This window comes from Desulfobacter sp. (assembly GCA_028768525.1).
Classification (GTDB): domain Bacteria; phylum Desulfobacterota; class Desulfobacteria; order Desulfobacterales; family Desulfobacteraceae; genus Desulfobacter.
The window spans coordinates 779082-799144 of sequence record CP054837.1 but is presented as its reverse complement, the minus strand read 5'-3'; the positions used below and the strand labels follow the sequence as shown (position 1 = coordinate 799144).

Annotated in this window: 16 protein-coding genes and 1 riboswitch; of the genes, 9 read left to right on the top strand and 7 right to left on the bottom strand. The window is 56.6% G+C overall.

All coding sequences use genetic code 11. The features are described from left to right. Positions 1–21 precede the first annotated feature (21 nt). The 3 genes from HUN04_03555 (at position 22) to HUN04_03545 (ending at position 3811) form a co-directional block, all read left to right on the top strand. Entirely contained in the window at positions 22–852 is an 831-nt protein-coding gene (locus HUN04_03555) for a universal stress protein (GenBank protein ID WDP88859.1), read from the top strand. 194 nt (positions 853–1046) lie between these two features. Continuing rightward, a complete protein-coding gene (locus HUN04_03550) occupies positions 1047–2579 on the top strand; it encodes a radical SAM protein (GenBank protein ID WDP88858.1) in 1533 nt (510 codons plus the stop codon). Further along, positions 2576–3811, top strand: a complete 1236-nt coding sequence (locus HUN04_03545; protein ID WDP88857.1) for a CinA family nicotinamide mononucleotide deamidase-related protein — start codon at positions 2576–2578, stop codon at positions 3809–3811. The genes HUN04_03550 and HUN04_03545 overlap by 4 nt, the downstream gene beginning before the upstream one ends. Here HUN04_03545 and HUN04_03540 read toward each other — a convergent pair. Next, positions 3808–4545: an alpha/beta hydrolase gene (locus HUN04_03540; protein WDP88856.1), complete on the bottom strand. Its 738-nt coding sequence runs from the start codon at positions 4543–4545 to the stop codon at positions 3808–3810. The genes HUN04_03545 and HUN04_03540 overlap by 4 nt on opposite strands. A gap of 97 nt (positions 4546–4642) precedes the next feature. On the opposite strand from HUN04_03540, the gene rlmD reads away from it, so the two are divergent. Beyond that, positions 4643–6031 (top strand): 23S rRNA (uracil(1939)-C(5))-methyltransferase RlmD, encoded by a 1389-nt coding sequence (rlmD, locus tag HUN04_03535; GenBank protein WDP88855.1) that lies wholly within the window; start codon positions 4643–4645, stop codon positions 6029–6031. Positions 6032–6109: 78 nt separating this feature from the next. Here the strand turns inward: rlmD and HUN04_03530 are convergent, their stop codons facing one another. Then, complete coding sequence (locus HUN04_03530) at positions 6110–8026, bottom strand: GNAT family N-acetyltransferase (protein WDP88854.1); 1917 nt, start codon at positions 8024–8026, stop codon at positions 6110–6112. 215 nt (positions 8027–8241) lie between these two features. Between HUN04_03530 and HUN04_03525 the strand changes: the two genes are divergently transcribed. Further along, complete coding sequence (locus tag HUN04_03525; protein WDP88853.1) at positions 8242–8871, top strand: TetR/AcrR family transcriptional regulator; 630 nt, start codon at positions 8242–8244, stop codon at positions 8869–8871. Between the two features lie 2 nt (positions 8872–8873). Here HUN04_03525 and HUN04_03520 read toward each other — a convergent pair whose 3' ends face one another. Both HUN04_03520 and ribB read right to left on the bottom strand, forming a co-directional pair. After that, a complete protein-coding gene (locus HUN04_03520; GenBank protein WDP88852.1) occupies positions 8874–9428 on the bottom strand; it encodes a hypothetical protein in 555 nt (184 codons plus the stop codon). 335 nt (positions 9429–9763) lie between these two features. Further along, the gene (gene ribB, locus HUN04_03515; protein WDP88851.1) at positions 9764–10420 is read right to left on the bottom strand and encodes a 3,4-dihydroxy-2-butanone-4-phosphate synthase; all 657 of its coding nucleotides are present in this window, start codon (positions 10418–10420) and stop codon (positions 9764–9766) included. 131 nt (positions 10421–10551) lie between these two features. Beyond that, a riboswitch (FMN riboswitch) is annotated at positions 10552–10706 on the bottom strand. Between the two features lie 141 nt (positions 10707–10847). On the opposite strand from ribB, the gene HUN04_03510 reads away from it, so the two are divergent. Beyond that, positions 10848–11114, top strand: a complete 267-nt coding sequence (locus HUN04_03510) for a hypothetical protein (GenBank protein WDP88850.1) — start codon at positions 10848–10850, stop codon at positions 11112–11114. A gap of 61 nt (positions 11115–11175) precedes the next feature. Here HUN04_03510 and HUN04_03505 read toward each other — a convergent pair whose 3' ends face one another. Genes HUN04_03505 through HUN04_03495 form a run of 3 tightly spaced genes read right to left on the bottom strand, consistent with a single transcriptional unit; the run spans position 11176 to position 16829 of the window. Further along, positions 11176–14310 carry an efflux RND transporter permease subunit gene (locus HUN04_03505; protein WDP88849.1) on the bottom strand — a complete coding sequence of 1045 codons (3135 nt, stop codon included), beginning with the start codon at positions 14308–14310 and terminating at the stop codon, positions 11176–11178. Position 14311: 1 nt separating this feature from the next. Further along, positions 14312–15454, bottom strand: coding sequence for an efflux RND transporter periplasmic adaptor subunit (locus tag HUN04_03500; protein WDP88848.1), 1143 nt, complete (start codon positions 15452–15454; stop codon positions 14312–14314). After that, entirely contained in the window at positions 15444–16829 is a 1386-nt protein-coding gene (locus HUN04_03495) for a TolC family protein (GenBank protein WDP88847.1), read from the bottom strand. Before HUN04_03495 ends, HUN04_03500 begins: the two co-directional genes overlap by 11 nt. A 170-nt stretch (positions 16830–16999) precedes the next feature. Here HUN04_03495 and HUN04_03490 point away from each other — a divergent pair, with 170 nt between their 5' ends. The 3 genes from HUN04_03490 to HUN04_03480 all read left to right on the top strand — a co-directional run bounded on the left by HUN04_03490 (position 17000) and on the right by HUN04_03480 (position 20061). Then, positions 17000–17992, top strand: a complete 993-nt coding sequence (locus HUN04_03490) for a DUF2860 family protein (GenBank protein WDP88846.1) — start codon at positions 17000–17002, stop codon at positions 17990–17992. A 106-nt stretch (positions 17993–18098) separates the two neighbouring features. Further along, a complete protein-coding gene (locus HUN04_03485) occupies positions 18099–18782 on the top strand; it encodes a response regulator transcription factor (protein ID WDP88845.1) in 684 nt (227 codons plus the stop codon). Then, complete coding sequence (locus HUN04_03480; GenBank protein ID WDP88844.1) at positions 18766–20061, top strand: HAMP domain-containing histidine kinase; 1296 nt, start codon at positions 18766–18768, stop codon at positions 20059–20061. Before HUN04_03485 ends, HUN04_03480 begins: the two co-directional genes overlap by 17 nt. Positions 20062–20063 lie beyond the last annotated feature (2 nt).

Sequence of the window (20063 nt, the reverse complement as noted above, 5' to 3'; positions counted from 1 at the left end):
AACCATTTGAGAGGAAATGCAATGGATTATAAGATGCTGCATATTTTTAGAAACACCCCTTTTGGAAGGGAGACCTTTCTTCAAACCCTTTATTTCTGCAAAACGGTAAAGGCTGCCCCTGTGGTGTATATTCCCAAGAGCGACAAATTCCTGTTTTATTTTTCCAATGACGTGATTCAGGTGGATCTGGATTCAAGTTATCTGGACAATCCTAAAACCACAGAGGAGCGCGCCCGCCGCCTTTTGTCCGAAAACGGCATGAGGGAGATCTTCCTGACACCGAAAAACTATACGGCATCCACCCTGCCCGATATACCAACACATTTTGATTTTCTAAGCTGCCCGAGGTCGGTCAGCGATAAATCCTCAAGAATCGGTCTGGGCCATATCGGCCCCAAGGTCAGGCGCATTATAAAGCATGCCACCTTCCCAGTATTTCTTACCAGCCCCGTTTTCAAGCCCTGGACAAGCATTGCGGTCCTGTTCGGCGGCTCGAATAATGCTGTCAATGCCCTGAGGCTTGGGCTGAAGCTCTCCCTGGCTTCCGGTCTTCCTTTGGATATCTATACATTAATGGAGGGGCGGGATCAGGCCTACTACAAAGGGGTTGTGGAAAAAGAACCCTTCTGGGAAATGGCTTCGCCCGGTGTCCGGAAATGGCATTTCTGGGAAAAAGACCAGTTTGATGACATGCTTTACGAGATTCCCCATGATGCCTTGCTGGTGTTAGGGGCCTATGGGCACGGCATGCTCAAGGACCTGCTTTTCGGCAGCAAAATGGAACATATCCAGTCCACCCTGGGTAACAATATGCTGGTGACCGGTCCCAAGAGCGAAATAGACCTCCGCTGATTTTCTGTCTGCCGCGTTTTTTTGTACCGCAGGGCATTGGGGGCAGGATAAAGGGTGCAAATACAAGATGATGTATTCGCACCCTTGTTCGTGTGCAGGCACAGGGGGCGGTGAAAATCTTTCCTGGGACAGGGCGGCGGGAATATGATAAAAGAAACGGATTTTAACCAGAATGTTCAGGATGTGATATACCCATGCTTTTGATTTTTCCCCCGGTGGCCAAGCCCTGTGAACCCCCTGCGGGGGTGGCGCTTTTATCCGCAGCCCTCAAGTCCCAGGGGCTGGACTGCCGGGTGTACGATGCCAATGCCGACGGGCTGCTCTATCTGATCAACTCCGTCACAGAGGAACAGGCCCAGGATTCCTGGACCCGGCGGGCCCTGAAGCACCGTAACTCTATCATCCGGGATCTCAAGGACCCGGGGCTGTATACCAACGTTGACCGGTACCACCAGCGGGTATACGACCTCAACCGGCTGCTCACCATGTCCTACGACCAGACCCGGTTTCGGATCACCCTCAGTGATTACAGCGACAACCGGTTGTCCTCGGTGGATTCCAACGACCTGTTGAGATCCGCCGCCGACCACCGTGAAAATCCCTTTTACCCTTTTTTTGAAGAAAAGATCCGGCCCCAGATTGAGGATTGGGACCATCCCTGGGTCGGCATCTCCATGTGTTACCTCAACCAGGCCCTGGTGAGCTTTGCCCTGGCCGGATGGATTAGGGAAAATTTCCCGGATAAAAAGCTGGTCATGGGCGGCGGACTGATCTCTTCCTGGATGAGCCGGCCCGGGTTTGACAATCCCTTTTCCGGCCTTTTTGACAAGATCATCCGGGGGGAGGGGGAATCTCCCCTGCTTGAACTGCTGGGCAGGCCCGGCATCACAAAAAAGCATTATGTGCCGGACTATGGATTTGCAGAGAACCACGATTATTTGGCCCCGGGCAAGATTCTGCCCTTCAGGGCCTCCATCGGCTGCTATTGGAGCAAGTGCCGGTTCTGTCCTGAAAAGGCCGAAACCCGGCCCTACTCGGCTCAGCGCTCCTGCCAGACCATGGCGGACCTGGATGCCATGGCCCGGGCCCATTCCCCGGAAGTGGTCCATTTCATTGATAATGCCGTGACCCCGGCCCTGCTCCGGGCCATGTCCAGGCGGACCTTTCCCTTCAAATGGTACGGGTTCGTCCGGTTTGAAAAGGATTTTGCCGACCCTGAATTCTGCCGGAATCTCAAGCGCTCCGGCTGTGAAATGCTCAAGCTGGGACTGGAATCCGGGGACCAGGATGTGCTGGAACAGATGAACAAGGGCACCGACCTTGAACTGGTTTCCAGAACCCTTGCCAACCTCAAGGAAGCCGGCATCCTCACCTTTGTCTATATTCTTTTGGGCACCAGTTTTGAGGACGAGGGTGCGGCCCGGCACACCCTGGACTATGTCAAGCAGCATAAAGACAATATTGATTACCTGAATCTGGCCGTGTTCAACCTGCCCAAGTTCAGCGAGGATGCCCAGGGGCTTGATACCCAGGAATTTTACCACGGGGATTTATCCTTGTACCTGAACTTCAACCATCCCAAGGGCTGGGACCGCCGTCATGTCAAGGCATTCATCGACAAGGAGTTTAAAAAAGAATTGGGGGTGGGGTCCCGGTTCAGGAAAAACCCCGCCTTTTTTTCATCCAACCATGCCATGTTTTTTAACCATCCGGGGGCTGACTCATGATTGCAGAAATTCTTTCCACAGGGGATGAGGTCCTGCTGGGGGACATCGTTGATACCAACAGCAGCTATTTGTGCCGGCGGCTCAAGGAGGCGGGGATTACCGTGTCACGGATCACGGCGGTGGGGGACGATATCCGAGCCATCAGCCAGACCCTGAAGACCATTGCCGGCCGGGCTGAGGCCTGTATTGTCACCGGCGGCCTGGGGCCCACCCGGGACGACCTCACGGCCCAGGCTGCCGCCCGGACCGCCGGCATCGAGCTTGAACGCAATGGCCAGGCGCTGGATTCCATGAAGGCTTTTTTTGAAAAACGGAATTATGAACTGACCCGGGCCAATGAAAAGCAGGCCATGCTGCCCGCAGGGGCAAGGGTCCTTGAGAACAGCCACGGCACTGCGCCGGGATTTGAAATGGATATAGGGGGCTGCCGCTTTTTTTTCATGCCCGGGGTGCCCGATGAAATGCGGCAGATGTTCCAGGGGAAGGTGCGGCCGGCGCTCCTTGCAATGACCGGAGGAACGGGTGAAATCCGGGTGGAACGGCTCATGGTCTTCGGACTGGGCGAATCTGCCGTGGGGGAGAGACTCCAGGGATTTGAAGAACGGTTTCCCGGGCTGGATCTGGGATTCAGGGCCAGGTTTCCCCTGATCGAAGTGAAGATCGTTGCCCATTCCCAGGAACTTGAGATGGGAGGGGCCAAAGACTGGGCGCTGGGGCGGCTGGACCGCAGGGTGATCTCCCGCCAGGGGTTGACCCTGGCCCAGGAAACCGGCCGGCTCCTTTCCAATGCCGGCCAGACCCTGAGTATCGCGGAATCCTGCACCGGCGGCCTCATTGCCAATATGATCACCGATGTGGCCGGGGCGTCGGACTATTTCCTTTTTTCCGCCACCACCTATGCCAATTCCGCCAAGACCGATGTGCTGGGGGTGGCGGAACAGACCCTCATAGACCACGGGGCGGTGAGTGAGCCCACGGCCCGGGAGATGGCTGCCGGGGCAAGGCGGGCCGGAAACTCCGACTGGGCCGTATCCACCACGGGCATTGCCGGCCCCACCGGCGGTACCGGTGAAAAGCCCGTGGGAACGGTCTGCATCGGGGTGGCCGGGCCTTCGGGCGTATCCGCCCGGCGGTTTGTCCTGGACATGGGAAGCCGGGAGCGGAACAAAGAGATGTTTGCGGCCACGGCGTTGGAGATGCTCAGAAGGGAAGTTGTTAAAGCGGCGGGTTAGAGGCCGAAGATACCCTTGTACCAGGCCATGGCCCGGACTTCAAAGTCCGCCTGGTGGGACGGATCGGTCATCTGGTGGGCGCCCCCCGGGTGGATGATCTTTTCCTTGGGGGCCTGGATGGCGTCATAGAGGTCATGGGCATTGGATACCGGTACGATGTTGTCGGCATCCCCGTGGAAGACCATGACATGGTGGAGGGCGGCGGCCCGGTCCAGAATATTGAAAAGCAGGTTTTCCGCAAAGAATTTCAGGGGCAGGGCAGGGCGGTTGTCAGTGGCGTCCAATGGAATATTCTTTATGGTCCTGCTGATGACAGGGGCGGCGCAGAGCACCCCGCCCATGGGATGAATTTTCATTTGCTCAAGGGCCTGCCAGGCATTGATGCAGGTGGCGCCGCCCATGGAGGAGCCGAACAGGGCCAGTTGTCCCGAGGTGAGACCCATCTCCATGACATGGGCCACCGCCGCCGTAAAATCCCGGCTCCGCTTGTCCAGGGAGGTGTCCTCTGCAAAATTTCCTTCACTCTCCCCGCAGCCCCGGTGGTCAAAGCGGAAAAAGGCCATGCCCTTTGCCGGCAGCAGCCTGGACAGCACCATCTGCTTGGCTGAACACCGGCTTCCCTCAAGGCCGTGGGAGCCCACCACCAACGGCGGTTTGCCGGCGGTTTCGGGAAGATGAAGGGTGCCTTTAAGGGTAAATCCGTCTGCGCTGAATTGAGTCTCCACTGTTTTCATCTTGTCTTTCCCCTCAACCTCCTGTATAATAACCCGCTTTTTTGATTAAGAATTTTGATATTCAGTACGACTAAAATCAGGTGGAATATAATATAATATGGCTGTAAAAAAAAGAAAAACCTATGAACTGGAAATCATTGATCTGGCGTTCGGGGGCAAGGGCCTGGCCAAGCCGGAGGGGTTTCCCGTATTTGTTGACCGCTGCGTGCCCGGCGACCTGGCCTTTGTAAAGATCACCAAGAAAAAGAAATCCTGGGGCGAGGGCAAGCTGATCAAAGTGCTAAAGCCGTCTCCCCTGCGCAGTGAAGGAAAATGCGCCTATTGTAATTTCTGCGGGGGGTGCAAATGGCAGCAGCTGCCCTATGAAAAGCAGCTGGAGTACAAACGGCGCCATGTCACCGAATCCCTGGCACACATCGGCGGGCTCAAGGATGTCCGGGTCACCGATGTGGTCCCGTCCGATGATATTTTTGAATACCGGAACAAGATGGAATTCTCCTGCGCGGCCCAGCGCTGGCTCATGCCCCATGAGCTGGAGGACGAAACCGTCAAAAAAGGGTTCGGCATCGGCCTCCATGTTCCGGGTACCTTTGACCAGGTCATCGACATTAAACAATGCGAAATCATGCCGGGCCTGGGCAATGCCATCCTTGAGGATGTCAGGGCCTTTATCAAGGATTCCGGCCTGCCCGCCTACCACCTGAGAAGCCACGAGGGATTCTGGCGGTTCCTCATGCTCCGCCATTCCGTGGCCCGGGACCAGTGGATGGTGAATATCGTCACCAAAACCAAGAATGAGGCCGTGGTATCGGAACTGGGGCGGATTCTGGCTGAAAAATACCCCAACATCGCCTCCATCATGAACAATATCACCGATTCAAAATCCGGGGTCTCCATGGGGCAGGAGGAACTTCTCATCCACGGCGAGGACCATATCATTGAAAAGCTGGAGACGTTCAAGTTCAAGATTTCGGCCAATTCCTTTTTCCAGACCAATACCCGGGCCTGTGAAAAGCTGTATACCAAGGTTCGGGAGTATGCCTGCCTGACGGGCAATGAGACCGTTCTGGACCTCTATTCGGGCACCGGCACCATCCCCATCTGGCTCTCGGGCCATGCCAAAAAGATCTACGGCATTGAAATTGTCCATTCCGCTGTGGTGGATGCCCGGGAAAACGTCCGGCTGAACAATATCGACAACTGCGAATTCTTTGAAGGGGACATCAAGGATGTGTTCAAGGAAGTCCCGGAAAAGCCCGACGTGATCATCATCGACCCCCCCCGGGTGGGCATGCACAAGGATGTGGTGGGCCATGTCCTGGCACACTCCCCGGACAAGATCGTCTATGTCTCCTGCAACCCGGCCACCCTGGCCCGGGACCTGGAGATGCTGGCCTCCCGGTACGCCGTGCTGGAAGTCACGCCGGTGGATATGTTCCCCCACACCTACCACATTGAGTCCGTGGCCCTGCTGGTGAGAAAGTAGGAACACCTCAATTAAAAAAGGCGCAGCAGATGACCTCCTATCTGCTGCGCCCTTTTTTTTGCCTTTAGGCTTGGGACATCATCCCATGGACATGATGGAGTCCCCCAGGGCCTTGTCTTTATCCAACGGCTCCGAAAAGAGGCAGTTGAGGATGAGCATGTCCTCGTCCTTTTCGGATTTCACCGCATAGGGCAGCTTGTTGAACAGCCGGATCATCCCCTTGTTCTGGGGGGAGGTATAGGCAATCAGCCCCTTGATGCCGTTGTCGATGGCGGCGCGGGCAAGTTTTTCCTGGAGAATCTGGGCAATGCCCATGCCCTGGTATTCCTTTGATACGGAAAAGGCCACCTCTGCCATATTGATGATGGTGTTCCTGAAATATTCCCCCACGGCAATGATCTTTTCAAATCCCAGTTCGCCGATGGTGGCCACAATGGTCAGGTCGTTGACATAGTCGATTTCATAGGTGGTGTCGATCTGGTCGTGGACAAAACTTTTTTTCTCGTGGAAAAAGCGGGAAACAATATCTCCCCGGTTCATGGTGTAGTAATGCTCCTGGATGCTCCGCTCGTCCACGGGTTTGGCGGGCCTGAAGGTGACGGGCAGCCCGTTGATCTCAATATGCTCTTCGTATTTCAGGGGGTAAACCCCCTTGATGGCCTGTTTAAATTTCCTTTCCTGGTCAATGAGGTCCAATTCCTTGGCCTGGGCGAAAAGCTCGTCCCTGAAATCCGGGTGGGCGATGGAGACCAGGGCCATGGCCCGTTCCTGCAGCGTCTTGCCAAAGAGGTTGACCACCCCGTATTCCGTGGCCACAAACTGGACATCCCCCCTGGGGACCACCACGGCAATGTCATCCAGCCTGGGGACGATACGGCTCTGGCGGCCGTGGTCCGAGGTGGAGGTGAGCATGAGGATGGATTTGCCCCCCGGAGACATGGCCGCCCCCCGGGTAAAGTCCAGAAGCCCGTTGATGCCGGTGTAATTGTTAAAGGGCAGGGCGTCGGCAGCCACCTGTCCGGTGAGGTCGATGGCCATGGCCGTGTTCAGGGTGACCATCTTGTTGTGGCGGCCGATGATTCCTGGGTTGTTGATATAGTCCGAGGGATGGAATTCAATGGAGGGGTTGTCGTCGATGAATTCATAGAGCAGGTTGGAGCCCACGGCAGAACCGGCAACCAGCTTTCCGTCGTTGAACCCCTTTTTTTTGTTGGTGACCACGCCGATGGAAAAGAGCCGCATGATGGCGTCGGAGAGGTACTGGGAATGGATGCCGATATCATTTTTCCCCGACAGGCATACCATGACGGCCTCGTTGGTCACCCCCAGGCTGGTCTGGATGGTGGAGTCGTCCTCAATAAGCCGGGAAATATGCCTGGCAATGGTATTGGCGGTCTCCATTTCCGGCAGGGGCTTGATGGTGAGCAGGTCTTCTTCGTGCTCCACGATATAGTCCACGTCATTGACATGGATGAAGCTTCTGCCCAGGACCCTTGGCATGTTGGGGTTGATCTGGCAGATCACAATGTCTGCCGTTTCGCAGGCCGCCAGGTTGATGTCCACGGAAACCCCCAGGCTCATCCAACCGAAATCGTCCGGCGGTGATGCCTGGATCAGGGCCGCATTCAGGGGCATGAGCCCGGACTTGAACAGGTCAGGGATCTGGGAGAGGTTGGCCGGGGTGATGAACCGCTGGTTTTTTTTGATGATGCTGGGGGAGCCGGATCCCAGGTAAAAGGAACGGATATTGAACTGCTGGGAATGGGACCGGTTGGCAATCAGGGTTAAGGGGCCGCTTTCGATACTCAGCAGCCTGACGATTTCAAGGTCGGTGAACCGGTTTGAAATGGCGGACAATTCGTTGACCAGATGCTGGGGCTCGCCGCAGGAAGATCCAATGAACACCCGCTGGCCCGGCCGGATATGCTGCAGGGCTTCCTGGGCATTGCAGAGTTTCTCCACATATGAATCCGCCCAATAGCTTACTTTAGTCATATACTGTATCTCCCGTATGTTTTTTTACCCGTATCATAGTAAAAAAAATAGGGGATGTGAACCAAAAAACGAGAAGGCAATCTCCCGGGGAATGGATAATTCGGAATATAAATCTCTTTTCGCTCATCTTTTACTTGAGATTTTTTCTGGATTTTTGTATTAGCATACTGCTATACAGTTAATGAATGGTGTTCAAAAAATAAAAAAGGGAAACGATGGGTATATATGAACGTAAGCAACGGGAAAAGGAAAGGCGGCGCCAGGAAATCCTTTCCGCTGCCCGTGAGGTATTTTCCAGAAAAGGATTCAACAGCGCAACCATGGAGGAAATCGCGTCCAGGGCGGAACTGAGCCCCGGGACTCTTTACCTTTATTTCAAAAATAAAGAAGAACTCCACACCTCTCTCTCCATAGACATCCTGGCCCATCTGGGGACTGAGATATCCAAGGTGGTGGATGAAGAGATCGACGTTGAAGAAAAGGTGGCTAAATTCCGGGATGTGTTTATTGATGTCTATGAAATGGATTCAAGCATTCTGATCAACCTGTTTCACCTCCAGTCCGGTGAGACCCTTCACAACCTTTCTGAAGAGGTGATGGCGGAACTGAAAAAATATTCCCGCAAGGCCCACCAGGCCATCATCGCCGTGGTCAAGGAAGGCATTGACAAGGGGATTTTTATAGACGACCACCCCGTGGCCCTGGCCGATGTCCTATGGGCCACCTACTCCGGTGTGGTACTCTGGGTGGATTCCAAGCGTCTGATCAACGATGAAAAGGATTTTGTCAAACCCACCCTGAGAACCGCTTTCGATGTTATTATTAAAGGGTTGAAAGCGAAATAGGCTTACTTGCACAGCCGGTGTATGGTCTGGGCATGCCACTCTCCCCTGCCGGAGAAGGTGGGGATGCCCTTTTCCTTTAGGTAGTCTGCAATAATGGCAAATGTGGCGCCCTGATCCCTCATGTTCTGGATAATAGAAAGAATATCATCCTTGGTGTAATGGGTGCCTGAGGCGTAGGAAGTCGTCGCCCTGGGTGGGGATGTAAATTCCGCGGGCTCGGTATTTTGGAGCATTTCCGTCAGGCCCTCGAAAAAATCAGCCACAGCGTTGTACTGGCGGATTCTGGACTCCATCATCATCTCGTTGATGGTGGCCATTTTTTCAACCTGTTCCGCCATGGTGGTGGTGTTGTCCAGGATGATGGGAAGCATTTCCCCAAGTTTTCTGGATAATTCATCCGACACGGGGGCGTGCTGGGGCGGCTGCTGGGGGGTTGCCCGCCTGTCCCTGATCATCCGTCGTTCCGTCTGGGGGTAAAAGTGGGAGTCCATGCTTTTTCGCTGGGGAGGCGTTTCTTTTTTATGGGAGCTTCTTAAATTTCTTAAAAAATCGTTCATAACCATTTCCTCCGGTTCCTTTGGGATTTAACCAGACGGCCGTTTATTTGGAGAGCAGTAGGGACATCGCGGATGAACAGAGTTTAGAATATGAATATAATATTCTTCAGCAATCCCGCAGTCTGGACGATTCTGGTCAATCACGTTGAATTGTTTGGATTTTTCTCTCTGGTAATTCTCAATTTTCACGTTTTAATTACCATGTTTTCTAGAAGAAAGTCAAAACATTTTCTGGAATAAGGGGCTATAATTCTCAAATGGAGATAAAAAATCGCAGAAAAATTCTCCCCCCTGTACCCCTTTTCCAAAGGGCGGGATACAAGGGGGAAAAGGGGTTAGGAGGCTTTTAGTGCGCCTTCATTTTTCCTGTAAGCGATAATATCCTGCACCGTGAGAACGGGCAGTTCGTTGATCTCGCCGAATTCAACGGCCCGGGGCAGCCGGGCCATGGTGCCGTCTGGGTTGGTCAGTTCGCAGAGTACCCCGTAGGGGGGCAGACCTGCCAGGGTCATGAGATCCACGGTGGCCTCGGTATGGCCGGTCCGTTCAAGCACACCGCCGGGGCGGGCCCGCAGAGGAAAAACATGGCCCGGCCGGTTCAGGTCGGCGGGCACGGCATCCGGGGCAATGGCGGCCTTCACCGTGGTCAGGCGGTCCCGGGCCGAAACGCCGGTGGTGACACCGGCTGCCGCTTCAATGCTGACGGTAAAGGCCGTCTGGTACTGGCTGGAATTTTCGACTGCCATGGGGGGGAGCCCCAGGGCCCTTACCTTGTCGTGGGGAAGGCAGAGGCAGACGATGCCCGAGCATTCCCGGATGAGCATGGCCATCTGGCCGCAGGTCAGGGAATGGGCCGGAAAGATAAGGTCCACTTCATTTTCCCGGTCTTCGTCGTCGGCAACCAAAACGCCGGCACCTGCGGCAAGGGCCGCAAGTCCTTTTTCCACGCGTTGGATGGGGGTTCCAAAAGGGGTTAACAGATTCTGATTCATGATACCGCTCCTTAAATATTAAAATTAACACATGAATCAGGGCATGGGGAATCAAAAGGCAGGCATGGCAACGCGGAACATCTGCCGTCAGGTGCAAAACACCCGGCATGAATCCGCAGCTGCCTTTTCTGGCATATTCTCTTCCATCCGGACTATCACCGTCGGCTCTGGAGTTTCACCAGATCTGCTGACCCCTGCCGGATTTTCCGGCAGGGCGCTCGCGGGCTTCCCAACCATCTGTCAGGTTACCGCCGGTGGGGAATTTCACCCCGCCCTGAGAACAAAGGTGGTCATACCCCGAACCGGAAATGAAGTCAATGGGGTTCTTTGTTTTTAATATTGATTCTGCCCAGTCAAGCCGATACAATCAGGGCATATTTCGGGCAATCCTTGATTTCGTTTACCATAAATAAAAACGGAGGGCACCATGGCCAACGAGAGTACCAGCAAGTACCAGGAACGGGTGGAAAAGCAATTTGTGGCCGAAGGGGAAATGAAATCGGTTTTTTCCATTCTTGGGGATACCATTGCAAAGGACCAGGATTACGAGGACCTGAGGGGGATGGATGCCGTATACAGGTATCTGATCGACAAGTACCACTGGCTGCCCCACCAGGTCCGCGCCCTTACCGTGGAAGATCTCTCCCTTCTCTTTGACGGGTATAAAAAAACGGAAAATACCTGTAAGGAATAGGATTTGATACGCCCTGGGGAAGGCCGGCCGCAGCAGGGCTGCAGCCGGCATGGGAAGGGCGTCAGGCGGGCCGGATGAGGCGGGAGGGGGCCAGCAGCCCCCGGATGTCGTAGGCGATGGCCATGAGGATGGGAATGAGGATCAGGGTGATGAGGGTGGCGAACAATTCCCCGTAGGCCAGGGATACCGCCGCCGGAATCAGATACTGGGCCTGTTCAGATGTCTCGGACAGCAGGGGCATAAGCCCGCATACCGTGGTGGCCGTGGTCAGGAATATGGCCCTGAACCGGCTGGTGCCGGCAGTGTGCAGGGCTTTTTTTACCGAATTGCCCTGGTCCAGGAGTTCGTTGAACCGGGTGAGCATGACCAGGCTGTCGTTGACCACAATGCCGGCCAGGGCCAGCATCCCGAAAAAGGAAAGCAGGCTTAAGGGGACGCCTGAGATGAAATGGCCGGCCGCAGCCCCGGTAAATCCAAAGGGGATTACGGACATGATCACGAAGGGTTTCCAGTATGATTTCAGGGGAACGGCCAGCAGGGCATAGATGAGGATGAGGATCATGACCAGGGCCTTGACCAGCCCGCCTTTCATTTCCCCTTCCTCCTCCAGTTCCCCGCCCCGGGAGACCGTAAGGCCGGGCAGGGAGGCCTCAATACCGGGAATCACCTCCGATTCAAGGGAATCAAACACCTCTCCTGCAGAGACCTGAGACTTGTCCAGGGCGGCCATGACCAGGGCAGTCCGGCGGCCGTTTTCCCTCTGGATATAGCTTGCGGCCTTCCTGAATTTGAAATCCGCCACCATGGGAAGGGGGACCAGGCTGCCGTCTCCAAGGCGGATCCGGGCGTCCAGAAGATGACTGATATACCGGCGCTGGCCCCTGCCCATGATGACCTTTAGCTTCACCTCGTCCTCTCCTTTCTGGAACCTGTCGATTTGAAATCCGCCGAAGGCCGCACCGATCTGGGCGGAGAGATCTTCCGGCGTCAGTCCCAGGTGCCGGGCCTCATCCTTGAGGCGGAGGCGGATTTCGGTCTCCCCCGAAGCAAGATCGTCCCGGATATCGGAGACCCCTGAAATCTTTTCAAGACCTGCTTTAACGGCATTTACGCCGTCTGCCAGGTTGGCGGTGTCCCGGGAGGATACCTTGAGGATAAATCCGCCCCCGGTTTCGGCGTTGCCGCTGAACTTCAGACTCTGCAGCCCTTCCAGGCCCCGGGTCCGTTGCCGCCACATCCTGAGCAGATCCATGGTTTCAACTTTCCGTTTGTCCTGGGGCTGGAGCTCTGCATAGATGTCAAAGGCGTAATTACCGTCCACCGCGGTCATGATGTTCCGGATGGGGGGGAGAGCGGCAGACCGGGCCCCGGGTTCCCGGATATGCACCTGGCTGAGTTCCCCATTGAGATCCCGGGCCGCCCCTTCAATGATTCGGGCGTTTTTAAGGGCCAGCTCTGCGGGCATCCCCCTTTCCATTGTGCCGCTTACGGTGATGACGTCCCCGGGAATATCGGGAAAAAAGACGGTCCTGATATGGCCCATGCGGATCAGCCATCCCCCGGCCAGGGCCAGGAAGATAAAGACCACCAACACCGTATACCGGTGGGAAAGGCTTGCCCTGAGCACCGGGGCGTAGATGCGCCGGTTGAAAAAATCAAGGCCCCGGGCCGCTGTCGACCGGATCCGGTTACAGGCCCGGGAAAAGGGATTTGAGCCCGGTTTTTCCCCCATGGACACCGATGCCAGGTGGGCGGGCAGGACCAGCTTGCTTTCAATGAGGGAGAAGAGCAGGGCCACACAGACCACCACGGCGAAGGAGGCCAGTATCCTTCCCAAATCGTTTTTGGTGAGCATGAGGGGAAAAAAGGCGGCAATGGTGGTAAGGCAGCCGAATATGGTGGCCAGGGCCACACGGTGAACCCCCTCCACCGTTCCCTTGATGGGGTCCCGGGTATGCTGCCGGGATTCAAACACCGATTCCCCCACCACCACGGCGTCGTCCACCAGGATGCCCAGTACGATGATCATGCCAAAGGTGGTGATGTCGTTGAGGGAATAATCCAGAAAAGACCTGCCCATGAGGGCCAGGGCCCCGGCAATGGAAAAGGGGATGCCCATGGCCACCCAGAAGGCCAGTCTGGTGTTTAAAAACAGGGCAAGGATGACAAAAACGATGAGCAGTCCCTGCCAGGCATTGGTCTGGAGCAGGTGAAGCCTGTTTTTCATGTACACGGAGATATCCGCCCATATATCGGTTTTGACCGCCTCGGGCAACTGCCCGGACAGGGCCTCCACCGCCTGCCGGGCCGCACGGCTCACCTGGATCAGGTCGCCCCTGGCGCTGGTGTTGATGACCAGCCCCACCGAGGGCCTGCCCTGGAAAAAGGCCGAGGAATCCACATCTGCATATCCGTCGACAATTTTGGCCACATCCCGGATGAATACCAGGGCGCCGTCCGGGGCGGTGATCAGTGGAAGGGCCATGAGCTGGTCATGGTATTCCAGCCTGGCATCGGAGCGGATAATGATTTTTTGGCCGTCGTTTTTGAGCCGGCCGAAACCGATCTGGGACCGGTTCCTTGATACCGCCTCGGCCACATCGCTGACCGATAGGCTGAAGGCTTTGAGTTTTTCACTGTCCAGCTCCAGGCGGAGCTCCCTCTCCTTTTTGCCGAAGGCGGTGATCCGGGAGATCTCGGGGCGGGCCTTGAGTTCCAGTTCCACCAGCCGGGCCGCCTGCTGCAGTGTTTTTTCGTCCACATCTCCGTATATCTGGACCAGGAGGGCAAAATCCTGGAATTCATCCACCGAGACAATGGGGCGCTCGGCCCGGGCCGGCAGGTTGCCGATACCGTCCACCCGGGACTTCACGTCGTTGAGCAGGCGGATCATATCGTAGCCGGTCTCCTTCTGGACCAGTATCCGGCAGGCCCCTTCATGGGCAATTGAAGTGATTTTTTTTATGCCGGCCAGGCCTTCCAGCGATTTTTCAATTTTTCTGGAAATGCCGTCGTCCACCTGGCCGGCACCGGCATCGGGATAGGCCACATCAATGGATAGGGTGGTGGGCGGGATTTTGGGGAACCCTTCGATGCGGATGCCCCAGAGGGTGAACAGACCGCCGAGGATCACCAGCAGGGCCAGAAGATTGGCCGCCACAGGATTTCGGGTAAACCACCGGGATAATGTTTTCATTTTAACTGCCTTTCTTTAAAAGCTGCGGGGACACTTTGGTGCCGGCGATGAAGCTTGGGGCCGGCAGGGCCGCCACCCGCATCCTGGACGGACCTGTTTTAATGAATTGACTTTCCACAAAGACCCGGCCGGCTTCGTAAAAGGCCGGCCGGGCAGGCCGCCGCCTGAGCCGGTCTTCCTTGTCGATGATCCAGATATCCCCTTCCCGGGTTAAGGCCGATTCCGGCAGGGCCAGCAGCCGTGCAGGGGAACTGCCGCTGATCACGGCGGTGACGAACATCCCCGGCCGCAGTGTTTTATCCGGGTCTTCGGCACGGATAAAAAAATTGCAGAGTCGGGTGTTGGGATCCACCCGCCCCCCGTCCCGGACCAGTTTCCCCTGCCACGCCCGGCCGGTGGCGGGATCCATGAGGGTGGACCGGGCATTCTGCCACCTGCCCAGGCCGTTGATCTGGGCCTGGTCCAGGCTCACACGGATCTCCACCTCCCCCGCGCTGACCAGGGTGGCCACCTGGTCCCCTGGAAAAAGGGTTTCTCCTTTATCGGCAAACCGCTGGACCACCAGCCCGCCGTAGGGGGCGGTGATCCGGGTCCGGTCCAGGTCCTTCTGGGCCTTTGCCACGCTTTCCCGGGCAGAGGTCACCCTGGCCCGGGCCGCCTTGAGCTGGGGGCCGTGGAAGACCAGGGGAGAGGAGGGGGCCTGGGTGATGCCGGCCCCTTGCCAGTCGGCCCTTGCCTGGGCTGCCTTTCGCTCGGCCTGGATAAGATGGACACTGGCGTTTTCAAGTTCCAGTTTCGCCTGGGCCAGGGCGGCCCTGTAATCGGTGCCGTCTATTTCCAGAAGAAGATCCCCTGAAGCAAGGCGGTGCCCCGGCTCAAGGTCTTTATTGATCCGGATGATCCGTCCCCCCACCTGGGCCCTGAGGGTGGTGGTCCATTTGGGGGCCACCTCTCCGAAGGTTTTGATCCGGGCGGGATAGTCGCCGGGGGCGGCCTTCACATAGGAGACCTGTTTCAGGGGGATCTCGCCTTTTATCTGGACCTGCCGGTCGGGTTTCATGGCATAGAGGCTGACCGCCCCAAGGGCGCAGGCCGGGGCGGCCAGGCAAAAGAGTATCCATTTTTTTATTTTTTCAGTCTTCATTTTTCTTCCTTTCAAATATACCGGTTCCCACGGCCAAAGCCATGTCCACCCGGTTGATTATCCGGTCGGCCTTGACATCGAGGATGGCCTGGAGGGCATCCAGTTCCTGCTCCCTTGCCGTGTGCAGTTCCATGATGGTGGCCAGCCCCTCTTTAAAGCGGGACTCGTAATAAGCACTGCTCCTTTTGGCATTGGCCATGGCCTTTTCCAGGAACCCAAGCCTTTCTTTCAGGCGGGATTCCCTGGCAAATGTGTTTTCCGCCTCTTTCATGGCCCGGAGCATCACTCCGGCAAATTCCCGGTAGGCGGCCTGTGCCGTTTCATCGGCGGCCCTTGCCTGGTTCCGGATCCGCCCGGCGTTGAACAGGGGAAATAGGAGGTCCCCGGCCAGGTTCCAGCCGGTTCCCGATGCCCCAAGGCGGGCCAGTACGGCATTGTCCCTGAATAGGTTGCCCGTTAGGGTGATGGAAGGCAGCAGTTCCTTGTATCCGGCTTTGGCATGGTTCAGGGCGGCCCGGGCCTTTTGAAGGGCGGCCTGGACATCGGGGCGGTGGACCAGGATGGATGCCGGGGCCCGGGGCGCTGCCAGGCCCACCCGGGGAAGGGTGGAGGCGATCCCAAGCCCATTGCCCGGATAGCGCCCCAGCAGCAGCTCAAGGTCCCTGACGGTGGCGGCATACTCTTCCTGGGCCTGGACCCGGCCGGCCCGGGCCCTATGGGTTTGGGCCCGGGCCGTGGAAATATCCTGGAGGCTGCCCAGGCCCGCCCTATACCGGGCCAACACCGTATTCTCAATGTCCCGGTAAATCCGGACCCGCCGGTCATGGATATCCAGGCGCATTTTACCGGCCCTGGCCCGGAACCAGGTTTGAAGCACCCGGGCGGCCAGGGCATCCATGGCCAGGTGATAATTTTTCTTTTCCGCCTCAAGGTTCATTTCCCCGGCCCTGTGCCGGTCGGCCAGTTTTCCCCACAAATCCAGTTCCCATGAGATGGCAAGAAAGAGCCTGTGGCTGCCCTGGGGGGCCCGGGTCGGGGACTGGTTATGCCTTGTCCCCTGGTAGCCCCCATCCAGTTTGGGCCGCCGGGCCGCATCCGTTTGGGATAGCAGCAGGCCCGATGATTTCAGACGCAGGGCCGTTGCCGCGATATCATGGTTGTTTTCAAGGGCTTCGGCCACCAGGGCCCTGGCCCGGCTGTCCCGGACCAGTTCCAGCAAGGTGGCGGTGATCCTAAGGTCGGATGTCAGGGGCGCTGACGCCAGTTTTTCCGGCAGCTTCTGCACCGGAGGGGCGGCCTTGGGGCCCAGGGCCGCACAGCCCTGGCCCAGGAGGGCAAGGCAGCAGGATGTCCACATAATCAGTCGAAGGGTCATTAAAAAGGTCTCCTCTTTTTTTTGGTGACGGTGAAATCATAGAAAGCCCAGGGTTAATCCCGGGTTAAGGAAAGAAAAATATTTTTTTTGTGGGGGCTTAACCTCTCCTTAACCCGCCAGGGGATAAATGGGGGGCAGGTAAACCGCTAACACTAAAACAAGGAGAACAGATGAAATCCAAAGGAATGAGTAAAATTATTTTGACCGCTGCCCTGGCAGTGATGTGGATGGTTTCCGGCGCCCTGGCCGGGGAGGGGCCTGTGGATGAGGCCGAATACGGATTTTCGGGAAGCATTTTCATGGGCGGGGCCTATTCCAGGGGGGAATTATCCCTGGAAGATGCCTCCGAAGACGATAATAAAACCCTGGCCTCCCTTTCCCAGTCCCCGGCAACGAGTTCCGGCGGGGGATTTCTGGTCGGCGGGGATCTGAATTATCTTTTTTCCACCGGCACCATGGTGACCCTGGATACGGCAGGGGGGCCGGGCATGAACATGGAAGGGGACTACGGCCTTGTGATCTCCCAGTATGCCGGGGATTTGGGAACCTTTTCCATGGCCGGATACTATTCCGAGAAAGATGTCTGGTCCGATCCCTTTGTCACCGGCAGTGCGCGGTCTAAAACGGAGATGAAAACCCTCGGTGTGGTCCTGGCCTGGGAGGAGATTCTTGAAACAGAATTTTCCCTGCGCTACGGATATGAAGATGCGGATGTGGAGAATGATATTTCCGGCAGTACCAACAGCCGGCTGAAACGGGACGGGAGTATTCACCACCTGGGACTGGATTGGGGGCTGTTCAGCATTGGCGCCCATGAAATGACCGCCGGCCTTCTGGGCGAGATCGGGAATATTGATGGAGATGCCTATGCCTTTAAGGGGGGACAGGCCAGCCTGGGCTACACCTTCCATGGCAATGGCTGGGAGTTTGAGACGGGGTTGTATCTTGGGAAACGGGATTATGACGGGATTCACCCCCGGTTCGGAAAAGAGCGGGAGGACACCCGGTACGGCATTGACACGGCCTGGACCTTATATAACCCACTGGGCTTTGAGAATTATTTTATCAGCCTTTTTGCCGGATATGACAAGGCCGATTCCAATATCGGGTTCTATGACCAGTCTGCCTGGAGCGCCGGTGCGGGCATTGGGCTGCGGTTCTAACCCTTTTTTAAACCCCTTCGTGGATTTTCCCCCGGGTTTGCTGTACCATGGCGCCGATGGCTTGTATCGGCGCCATCCCTAATACAATGATAGATAAAGGTCTGCCATGTCCCTTTTTTTGCTTCTTGTGGAAGATAATTTCGATCTTGCCGCCACCATTGTCCAATACCTTGAACTGGAGGGCATGGTATGCGACCACGCGGCATCCGGCGAGGCCGGGCTGAACCTGGCCCGGGAAAACCAGTATGATGTGCTGCTTCTGGACATCATGCTGCCCAGGCTTGACGGCCTTGGGGTGTGCGAGGCCCTGAGGAAAGAGGGCAGGGATACCCCGGTGCTCATGCTCACGGCCAGGGATACCCTGGATGACAAACTGGCCGGATTCAACTGCGGCACCGACGATTACCTGGTCAAGCCCTTTGATATGGCCGAACTCATTGTCCGTATCAAGGCCCTGGCCCGGCGAAAAAGCGGCCAGGCAAGGCTGCTGAGGGCCCTGGACCTGACCCTGGATCTGGACAGCTCCGCGGCCCGGCGGGGGGAGCGGGAGCTAAAGCTGACCCCCACGGGGTGGATTCTGCTGGAAACCCTGGTCCGTGCCCACCCGGCCGTGGTGACCCGGCAGAAACTGGCCCAGGCCGTATGGGGGGATGAACCGCCTGAAACCAACAGTCTCAAGGTCCATCTCCATAAATTGAGGAAGGCCTTGAACCAGGGAGCGGAACCCCCTGTATTTCATACCCTGTCCAAGGGCTATGTGCTGCGGAGGGAAGATGAAACCCCTTCCTAAACTCAAACGGTATATCAGCATTTTTATGTGGGTGGTGCTCATCGTGGTGATCACCGCCTATACCGTCCTGGTCTATTACTCTCAACTGGCCGGCATCATTGAGACCGCTGCCTATGACATGAGACTGACGGCCAGGGCGTTTTCAGCCGCCTATGCCAAGGACCGCACCTCGCCGCTGCCCAGGGAAACCCGGGTCAGGGGGTATATGGGGGAAACGGATTTGCCGGTCTGGCTGACAGAAAACTGCGATCCCAAAGCCATGGGCCATGACGAGGTTCAGATCATTCAGCTTGAACCCGGGGATAAAGGAACCGATGTATTTATTCTTTTCATTGTGCTCAGCCATGATCTTTTGGACGGGAAACGGCTCTACCTGGTAAAGGTGTATGAGGAAGCCGATGACATTCCCGATGCCTTCCGGTATTCGGAATGGACGGAGGTGCTGGTGCTCGGGCTGGGCATCGGGTTCATTGTTTTGATTTTTCTGCTGATCCGCCTTTTGTTTAAAAAGGTGGCCGGTTCGGTCCTGCTGCTGTCTGACTGGGCCGTGAACCTCAACCCGGAGGATCTGGAGCAGCCCAGGCCCAGGTTTAAATTCAGGGAAATCGATGAGCTCGGGGGCCTGATCGAAACCGCCGTCAGGGATCTTCACCAGGCATTGATCCGGGAACACAGGTTCCTGCGCCACGCCAGCCATGAATTGCGCACCCCCATTGCCGTGCTCCGGACCAATATGGATCTTCTGGATAAACTCAATCCTAAGCCATCCCCAATGGAAAAAACGGTGTACCAGCGCATGGGACGTGCCCTGGACAATATGCACACCCTCACCGAAACCCTGCTCTGGCTTTCCCGGAAGGAAGAAAATATGCCGGATCCCGAAGACCTTGACATGGGGGAACTGGTGGCCGAACTGGTCAACGAATACCGGCCGTTTCTGGCGGGGAAAGAGGTGGAACTGACCCTGGAAAGCCAAAGGGCATTGGCCGTCCTGCCCCGGGCAGCCTGCCGCATGGCATTGGGCAACCTCATCCGCAACGCCTTTCAGTACACAGACCGGGGAAATATCAATATCCAGGTAAGAGAGAGGGCGGTTGTCATTTTCAATAACCACGGAACCGGACAGGAAAACGGCCAGAGCAGCGACTACGGATTCGGGCTGGGCCTTTCCCTGGTGGCCCAGATCTGCAGGAAGCTTGACCTTGAGTATGAGAACCGGGCGGTTGCCGGCGGCCGCAGGGCATCTGTCTCCTGGGCCGCCTCAACCGCCGGTTCCTGAAA

Coding starts and splice junctions, on each gene's coding strand:
- HUN04_03540 (WDP88856.1), bottom strand. CDS start 4,545: ATGAAAACAGTGGAGACTCAATTCAGCGCAGACGGATTTACCCTTAAA.
- HUN04_03505 (WDP88849.1), bottom strand. CDS start 14,310: ATGAAAACATTATCCCGGTGGTTTACCCGAAATCCTGTGGCGGCCAAT.
- HUN04_03490 (WDP88846.1), top strand. CDS start 17,000: ATGAAATCCAAAGGAATGAGTAAAATTATTTTGACCGCTGCCCTGGCA.
- HUN04_03555 (WDP88859.1), top strand. CDS start 22: ATGGATTATAAGATGCTGCATATTTTTAGAAACACCCCTTTTGGAAGG.
- HUN04_03485 (WDP88845.1), top strand. CDS start 18,099: ATGTCCCTTTTTTTGCTTCTTGTGGAAGATAATTTCGATCTTGCCGCC.
- HUN04_03500 (WDP88848.1), bottom strand. CDS start 15,454: ATGAAGACTGAAAAAATAAAAAAATGGATACTCTTTTGCCTGGCCGCC.
- HUN04_03480 (WDP88844.1), top strand. CDS start 18,766: ATGAAACCCCTTCCTAAACTCAAACGGTATATCAGCATTTTTATGTGG.
- HUN04_03545 (WDP88857.1), top strand. CDS start 2,576: ATGATTGCAGAAATTCTTTCCACAGGGGATGAGGTCCTGCTGGGGGAC.
- HUN04_03510 (WDP88850.1), top strand. CDS start 10,848: ATGGCCAACGAGAGTACCAGCAAGTACCAGGAACGGGTGGAAAAGCAA.
- HUN04_03530 (WDP88854.1), bottom strand. CDS start 8,026: ATGACTAAAGTAAGCTATTGGGCGGATTCATATGTGGAGAAACTCTGC.
- rlmD (WDP88855.1), top strand. CDS start 4,643: ATGGCTGTAAAAAAAAGAAAAACCTATGAACTGGAAATCATTGATCTG.
- ribB (WDP88851.1), bottom strand. CDS start 10,420: ATGAATCAGAATCTGTTAACCCCTTTTGGAACCCCCATCCAACGCGTG.
- HUN04_03525 (WDP88853.1), top strand. CDS start 8,242: ATGGGTATATATGAACGTAAGCAACGGGAAAAGGAAAGGCGGCGCCAG.
- HUN04_03495 (WDP88847.1), bottom strand. CDS start 16,829: ATGACCCTTCGACTGATTATGTGGACATCCTGCTGCCTTGCCCTCCTG.
- HUN04_03550 (WDP88858.1), top strand. CDS start 1,047: ATGCTTTTGATTTTTCCCCCGGTGGCCAAGCCCTGTGAACCCCCTGCG.
- HUN04_03520 (WDP88852.1), bottom strand. CDS start 9,428: ATGAACGATTTTTTAAGAAATTTAAGAAGCTCCCATAAAAAAGAAACG.